The organism is Streptomyces roseicoloratus (assembly GCF_004117935.1).
Taxonomy (GTDB): Bacteria; Actinomycetota; Actinomycetes; order Streptomycetales; family Streptomycetaceae; genus Streptomyces; species Streptomyces roseicoloratus.
The window spans coordinates 1-7,004 of sequence record NZ_SDOY01000160.1 but is presented as its reverse complement, the minus strand read 5'-3'; the positions used below and the strand labels follow the sequence as shown (position 1 = coordinate 7,004).

The following is a 7,004-nucleotide window of genomic DNA, read 5'->3' as shown; positions in this document are numbered from 1 at the left end:
CGTGCCGTCCGCGTCGGCCGAGAACGACTTGCACCGCCCGTCCTCCGCCAGACCGCGCTGGCGCGAGAACTCCACGAAGATGCCGGGGGTCGACATGACGGTCACACCGCCGGCCAGCGCCAGCGAGCATTCGCCCGAGCGCAGGGCGCGCACGGCGAGGTGGAGGGCGACGAGCGACGACGAGCAGGCGGTGTCCACGGTCAGCGCCGGTCCCTGGAGGCCCAGCGTGTAGGCCACCCGGCCCGAGGCGACGCTCGACGTCGTACCGGTGAGGGCGAAGCCGGTGGCCGTCGTCCCCGACTCGCCGAGGCGCGGACCGTACTCCTGGGCGATCGCGCCGAGGAACACGCCCGTCGACGAGCCGTGGAGCGAGCCCGGCGTGATGCCGGCGCGCTCCAGGGCCTCCCAGGAGACTTCGAGCAGCAGCCGCTGCTGCGGGTCCATCGCCAGCGCCTCGCGCGGCGAGATGCCGAAGAACTCGGGGTCGAACTCGGGCGCGCCCGTCACGAAGCCGCCGTCGCGCACGTACGACGTGCCCGGGTGGTCCGGGTCCGGGTGGTAGAGGGCGTCGAGGTCCCAGCCGCGGTCGGTCGGGAGTCCGGAGATGACGTCCCGCTGCTCGGCCACGACCTGCCACAGCGCCTCGGGCGAGTCCACTCCGCCGGGGAAGCGGCAGCCCATGCCGACGATGACGACCGGGTCGTCGGCGTGGGGGTCGGCGTCGGACGTGGCGTCGGTGTGGGCCGCCGCACCCGCCTCCAGTTCACGCACCCGCTGACGGGACTGGTGGAGGTCGACGGTGAGGCGCTTGAGGTAGGCGACGAGTTTCTCGTTGTCCGCAGTTGTCATGATCGTGATGCCCCCGTAGGCGTTGTGGAGCCGTGCGTGCGTGCGCGCGGGCCGGGCACGTCGCACGGAGACGGTCCGTACGACGTGCCCGTTCGAGCCGCGCGCGGCGAACAGGACGTGCAGGGTGAGGGGCCCGCCGGAGCGGACCGGGATCAGAGTTCGGAGTCGATGAACGCGAGGAGCTCGTCGACCGAGGCGGACTCGACCCGCGCGGTCAGTTCGTCGTCGGACCGGACGCGCTGGAGCGGCACCAGGGCGAGGGCGGCCAGCGCGTGGAGGCGCTGGACGATCTCGTCCCTGACGTCGTCCTGGGTGTCGTCGGGCAGGCTGCCGAGCGCGGCTTCCAGACGGTCGAGCTCGACCAGTCCGGGCGCGGTGCCGAGGCCGGTGGACGTCTCGGCGGCCGGAGCGGTGAGGTCGGCGGATTCCGCCTCGTCCGGGGCCAGTTCGTCGAGCAGCCGGTCCGCGACCGCGAGCGGCGTCGGATGGTTGAACAGGAAGGTGGCGGGCAGCCGCAGACCGGCGCCGGTCTGCAGCCTGTTGCGCAGCTCCACGAGCGTGAGCGAGTCGCAGCCCAGGTCCTTGAACGGGCGGTCGGCGGGAACACCGGCCGCGTCCGCCCGGCCGAGCACGGCCGCGGTCTGCACCCGGACGAGGTCCAGGAGCAGGTCCTGCCGTTCCGCCGGGTTCAGTGCGGCGAGCCGGTCGCGCAGGGTCGCCGGCGCCGGAACGGCGGTGGCGGAGCCCTGCGTCTCCTGCGCAGGCCGCGGTGCGGCCGGCGCCAGCTCCCGCAGCACGGCGGGCAGTTGCCCGCCGAGCGCGCCGAGCGCGGCGCGGTCGAAGGGCGCGGGCACGAGCGCGGCGGCGTCCATGCGCAGGGCCGCGTCCAACAGGGCCAGGCCCTCCGCCCGGTCGATGGGCGCGAGTCCGGTCCTGGCGATCCGGCCCCGGTCGGCGTCGGACAGCGAACCCGCCATGCCGGCGGCGCCCGGCCGTCCCGCGGTGTCCGCCCACATGCCCCAGGCCAGGGACAGCGCGGGCAGCCGCCGTGCCTTTCGATGCTGCGCCAGGCCGTCCAGGTAGGCGTTGGCGGCGGCGTAGTTGCCCTGACCCGCGCCTCCGACGACACCCATGACGGAGGAGAAGAGGACGAAGGCCGCGAGGTCCTGGTCCGCGGTCAGTTCGTGCAGGTTCCGGGCCGCGGTGGCCTTGGCCGCGAGGACCGTGTCGAGGCGCTCGGGAGTGAGCGCGGTGACCACGCCGTCGTCGAGCACACCCGCCGCGTGGACGACGGCGGTCAGCCGTACGTCCGACAGGAGCCGCGCGAGCGCGTCGCGGTCACCGGTGTCGCAGGCGGCGAGGGTGACCTCGGCGCCCGACCCGGTGAGTTCCGCGGCGAGTTCGGCCGCGCCGGGGGCGTCGGGACCTCGCCGGCTGACGAGCAGCAGCCGACGGGCACCGTGCTCCGCGACCAGGTGCCGCGCGACGAGACCGCCGAGGGCACCGGTGGCACCGGTGATCAGGACGGTGCCGTCCGGGTCGAGGCCCGCCGGCAGGGTCAGGACGACCTTGCCGATGTGCCGCGCCTGGCTGACGTGGCGGAACGCCTCCGGCGCCCGGCGGACGTCCCACGTGCTGACCGGCAGCGGAGTGAGCGCACCCGACGACAGCAGCCCGAGCACGGCCGTGAGCATGTCGGCGATCCGCTCGGTCGGCTCCTGCAGCAGGTCGAAGAATCGGTAGTCCACGCCGGCGTGACCGGCCGCGACCGTCTCCGGGTCGCGCAGATCGGTCTTGCCCATCTCCACGAACCGGCCGCCGCGCGGCAGCAGCCTCAGGGAGGCGTCCACGAACTCGCCCGCGAGGGAGTTCAGGACGACGTCCATGCCACGGCCCTCCGTGGCCGCGCCGAACGCGGCCTCGAAGTCCAGGGTGCGGGACGACGCCACGTGCGCCTCGTCCAGACCCATGGCGTGCAGGGCGTCCCACTTGCCGGGTCCGGCCGTGCCGTAGACCTCCGCGCCCAGGTGCCGGGCCAACTGGACGGCGGCCATGCCGACACCGCCGGCGGCGGCGTGGACCAGGACGCGCTCGCCCGCCGTGAGCCCGGCGAGGTCGACCAGCGCGTGGTAGGCCGTCAGGAACACGATGGGCGCGGACGCCGCCTGCGCGTACGTCCAGTCGTCGGGCATGACGGCCACCCGCCGGTGGTCGGCGACGGCCACCGGGCCGAACGCCCCGGAGAGCAGGCCCATGACGCGGTCGCCGACGGAGAGGCCGGTGACATGGGGACCGACCTCGGTGACCACACCGGCGCCTTCGAGACCGAGGAGACCGGGGTCGCCCGGGTAGAGGCCCAGCGTGTTCAGGACGTCGCGGAAGTTGACACCCGCGGCGCGCACCGCGATCCGCACCTCGCCGTCACCGAGCGGCGCCTCGGACTCCGGGCAGGGCTCGAGCGCCAGGTGGTCCAGGGTGCCGCGTTCGCGCACCGTGAGCCGCCACGCCGCCGCACCGGCCGGCGGAACCAGCGCTCCGCCGGCGGTCGCCCGGCCGACCCGGGGCACCAGCAATGATCCGTCGCGCACCGCGAGTTGAGGCTCGGCACCGGTCATCGGAAGCGCCGTGCGGCAGTCGGCGGCCGACTGCGCGTCGAGCAGTCCGACCCGGCCCGGGTTCTCGGTCTCCGCCGAGCGCGCCAGGCCCCAGACGGCCGCGGCATCGGGGTCCACGTCGGCGTCCGGTGCCGTCGCCACGGCCGCCCGGGTGACGAGAACGAGCCGCGAGTCGGCGAACCGGTCGTCGGCGAGCCACTCCTGAAGCAGGACGAGCGCACGGTGCACGGCGGGCGGGGTGCCGACCGTGAGTCCCGCGGCGTCGGCCGCGAGTCCTGCGGCGTCGGCCGCGAGTCCCGCGGCATCGGCCGCGAGGCCTGCGGCGCCTCCCGGGAGCTGCGGGGAGCCTGCGGAGAGCTGCGCCGATCCCTGCGAGAGCTGCGTGGAGTCGTCCGCGAAGCCCACGCCGCCTTCCTCGCCCTCCGCGCGGCCCGCGCCACCGGCCAGGTCCGTGAGCGGTGCGAACACCACCGCCGGGGCCGGAAGCCCCGCGTCCACGGCCCGCGCCAGAGCGGCGAGGTCGGCGTACCGCGGGCCGACGCCCAGGTCGGCCGAGCCGAGCCCGGCGGCCGACGGAGCGGCCTCCGTGCCGGCGGCCCGGTCCGTGGGCACCGGCTTCCAGTCCAGGCGGTGGAGCGAGCGCGGGACGGCCACCTCGTCGCTGACCGGGCGCAGCACCAGCTCCTCGACCTCGGCGATCACCGCGTGCGCCTCGTCGAGCAGCGTGAGCGCCACCGCGTCGGGTCCGGTGGCGGCGATCCGCACGCGGGCCGCGCGGACGCCGGGCTGGTGGACGGTCACGCCGCGCCACGAGAACGGCAGCAGGCGGCGGTCGCCGTCGTCCAGCGCGGTGATGACGATCGGGTGCAGCGCCGCGTCGAGCAGCGCCGGGTGCAGCCCGTACGAGGCGGCGTCGGTGACGGACGACGGCAGCGCGACCTCGGCGAGCAGGTCCGGGCCGTGCCGCCACGCGGCGCGCAGACCCCGGAAGACCGGGCCGTACGCGTAGCCGGCCGCGGCGAGACCGTCGTAGCGGCCGTCGACGGCCAGCGGCTCGGCCTCGGCGACGGGAAACGCCGCGGCGGTCGCCGGCGTGCCGTCGTGCGGGGCGAGCGCGCCGGCGGCGTGCAGGGTCCACGGCTCGACGGCGCCGTCGGGCGTCTCGACGCGGGCGTGCACCGTCAGCGCGCGCTGCCCGTCGTCGCCGGGCGCCGCCACCACGACCTGCACCTCGGTGCGGCCCTCCTCGGGGATCACCAGCGGGGCGACCAGGGTGAGTTCGGCGACCCGCGGCACACCGGCCTCCGCGCCCGCGCGGGCGGCGAGTTCGAGGAACGCGGTGCCGGGCAGCAGCACCGAGCCCAGCACGGCGTGGTCGGCGAGCCACGGGTGCGTACGGCGGCCGAGGCGTGCGGTCAGCACCGTCTGCCCGGACTCGGCGAGCTCGACGGCGGGCCCGAGCATCGGGTGGCCGGCCGCTCCGTGGGTGCCGTGCGCGGTCAGCCAGTAGCGCTCCCGCTGGAAGGCGTACGTGGGCAGGGCGGGCGTCCGGCCCGGACCGAACACGGCCTGCCAGTCCGCGCCGCGGCCGCGCACGTGCAGCGCGCCGAGCGCGGTGGCCAGGGTGCGGCCCTCGGGCCGGTTGCGGCGCAGCACCGGCACGAACGCCAGCGCGTCGTCGTCCAGGCAGTCCTGGCCCAGTGCCGACAGGACACCGTCCGGGCTGAGTTCGAGGAAGGTCCGCATCCCGAGCTCGTGGAGCGCGGCCAGTCCGTCGGACATCCGGACTTCCCGGCGCACCTGCCGGATCCAGTACTCGGCGTCGGCCTCGATCGGCCGGCCGGTGACCGTGGACACCATGGGAATCCGCGGCTCCGCGTAGCGGACGCCCGCGGTGACGGCGCGGAACGCGTCGAGCATCCCGTCCATCCGGTGCGAGTGGAACGCGTGGCTGACCACCAGCCGGCGCGTCTTGCGGCCGGCTTCGGCGAACGTGGCGGCGACCCGCTCCACCGCCTCGACGTCGCCGGAGACGACGACCGCCGTCGGGCCGTTGACGGCGGCGATGCTCACCTCGTGCCCGCGGCCCTCGATCAGGGAGCGGACCTCGTCCTGCGAGGCCTGGACGGCGGTCATCGCACCGCCGCCCGGCAGCGCCTGCATGAGCCGGCCGCGCGCGGCGACCAGGGCACAGGCGTCGGACAGGCCGAGGATGCCGGCGACGTGGGCGGCGGCGAACTCGCCGATGGAGTGGCCGAGTACGGCGTCCGGCCGCAGGCCCCGGTGCTCCAGGAGCCGGAACAGCGCGACCTGCAGCGCGAACAGCGCGCACTGCGTGTTCTCCGTCCGGTCGAGCCCCTCCGCGTCGCCGAACATCACGTCGCGGATCGGCGGCGCACCGGGCACGGCGGCGCGGCAGGCGTCGAGTTCGGCGCACACCGCGTCGAGGGCGGCGGCGAAGACCGGCTGGGTCTCGTACAACTCCCGCCCCATGCCGACGCGTTGGCTGCCCTGTCCGGTGAACAGGTAGGCGAGCCCGTCGTCGGGGCGCGCCGTGCCCACGGCCAGCGCGGAGTGCTGCTCGCCCCGGCCGAGCGCGGTCAGTGCGGCGACGGCCTCGGCGCGGTCCTCCGCGACGATTGCCGCACGGTGGTCCAGGGCGGTCCGCGTGGTGGCGAGCGCCCGGCCGACGTCGCGGGCGGGCACGTCGCCGAGCTCGTCGAGCGCCTCCACGAGTGCCGTGGCCTGGGCGCGCAGCGCCGGCTCCGTACGGCCGGACAGCACCCACAGCGGGGGCGTGCGGTCCGTCGTCTCCTGGACCGTGCCGTCCGTCGGTGCCGGCGTCGCGTCGTCCGTCGGCTCTTCGTGGCTGGGGGCTTCGGCGAGGATGACGTGGGCGTTGGTGCCGCTGATGCCGAAGGAGGAGACGCCGGCGCGCCGGACCTTGTCGCCCTTCGCGGTCCAGGGTCGCGCCTCGGTGAGCAGCTCGACGCCGCCCGTGTCCCAGTCGATGAGCTCGCTGGGCTTGGTGACGTTGAGTGTGGCGGGCAGTTCGCCGTGGCGTAGGGCCATGACCATCTTGATGACGCCGCCGACTCCGGCGGCGGCCTGGGCATGGCCGAGGTTGGACTTGAGGGAGCCGAGCAGCAGTGGCTGGGTGTCTTCCCGGTCGCTGCCGTAGGTGGCGAGCAGGGCCTGGGCCTCGATCGGGTCGCCGAGTACCGTGCCCGTGCCGTGCGCTTCGACGGCGTCGACGGCCGAGAAGTCGAGTCCGGCGTCTTGGACGGCGGCGCGGATGACGCGCTCCTGGGCCGGACCACTCGGTGCCGTCAGGCCGTTGGAGGCGCCGTCCTGGTTGACGGCGGATCCGGCGACGACGGCGAGGATCTGGTGGCCGAGGCGGCGGGCGTCCGACAGTCGCTCGACGACCAGGACGCCGACGCCCTCGGCCCAGGCCGTGCCGTCCGCGTCGGCCGAGAACGACTTGCACCGCCCGTCCTCCGCCAGACCGCGCTGGCGCGAGAACTCCACGAAGATGCC

At 75.5% G+C, this 7,004-nt stretch carries 2 protein-coding genes; both read right to left on the bottom strand.

From position 1 onward, the window contains the following. A partial coding sequence (locus ESG85_RS28245) for a beta-ketoacyl synthase N-terminal-like domain-containing protein (RefSeq protein WP_181019140.1) occupies positions 1-849 on the bottom strand: 849 nt, incomplete at its 3' end. Between the two features lie 152 nt (positions 850-1,001). Further along, positions 1,002-7,004 (bottom strand): type I polyketide synthase (locus ESG85_RS28240; RefSeq protein ID WP_128984017.1); only part of this gene is annotated, 6,003 nt, incomplete at its 5' end.